This is a genomic window from Vibrio sinensis (assembly GCF_003605645.1).
Lineage (GTDB): Bacteria > Pseudomonadota > Gammaproteobacteria > Enterobacterales > Vibrionaceae > Vibrio > Vibrio sinensis.
Genome location: NZ_QVMU01000085.1, coordinates 1 through 1,034, shown reverse-complemented (window position 1 = coordinate 1,034; position 1,034 = coordinate 1). Strand labels below are relative to the sequence as shown.

Below are 1,034 nucleotides of genomic sequence, written 5' to 3'. Positions count from 1 at the left end.
CTATCTGGAACGGCAAGGCCTGCTGGAACGGGATGTCGAAAACAGCTATCTGGCCTCGGATGCGGTGGATGACGACCCGATGACACCCCTGCTGGGGCACTCGATCACTTACCGTATCGCTGTCGGTTCACAGGCGGGGCGAAAGGTGTTCACTTTGCAAACTCTGCCGACCAGTGGTGATCCGTTCGGTGACGGGATTGGCAAGGTAGCCGGGTCCAGCCTGCACGCCGGCGTGGCGGCCAGGGCCGATGAACGCAAGAAGCTCGAACGGCTGTGCCGGTACATCAGCCGCCCGGCGGTATCCGAGAAGCGGCTGTCGTTAACACGAGGCGGCAACGTGCGCTACCAGCTCAAGACGCCGTACCGGGACGGCACCACGCACGTCATTTTCGAACCATTGGATTTCATTGCAAGGCTGGCCGCCCTGGTACCGAAGCCCAGAGTCAACCTAACCCGCTTCCACGGGGTGTTCGCACCCAACAGTCGGCACCGGGCGTTGGTCACGCCGGCAAAACGGGGCAGGGGCAACAAGGTCAGGGTGGCTGATGAACCGGCAACACCAGCACAACGGCGAGCGTCGATGACATGGGCGCAACGGCTCAAGCGTGTTTTCAATATCGACATCGAGACCTGCAGCGGCTGCGGCGGCGCCATGAAAGTCATCGCCTGCATTGAAGACCCTATAGTGATCAAGCAGATCCTTGATCACCTGAAGCACAAAGCCGAAACCAGCGGGACCAGGGCGTTACCCGAAAGCCGGGCGCCACCGGCTGAGCTGCTCCTGGGTCTGTTTGACTGACGAGCCTGAAGGCCAACGATACCAATCAAAATGCTGCGTTCACAGCGCCGCGGCAGGGATCCGCCGTGCTGGTTGTCGGAAAAGGAGCCGCTAGTGGGAAAGAGGAGGGTAAATTTTCAGCGTTGCTGGCTCCCCGTCAGCCGGATTGGGTTGCATCGCAGGGGTGTCGAAAGAGTCAACTGCGGTCCAAAGCTGTTGGACTTGGGTGAAAAGGGCGTTTATTCTTCCTATACGT

At 60.0% G+C, this 1,034-nt stretch carries 1 pseudogene; it reads left to right on the top strand.

Annotation, left to right across the window (positions count from 1 at the left end):
* A pseudogene (locus DZ860_RS23775) lies at positions 1-799 on the top strand (IS91-like element ISCR2 family transposase); the annotation flags it as partial.
* Positions 800-1,034: the final 235 nt, after the last annotated feature.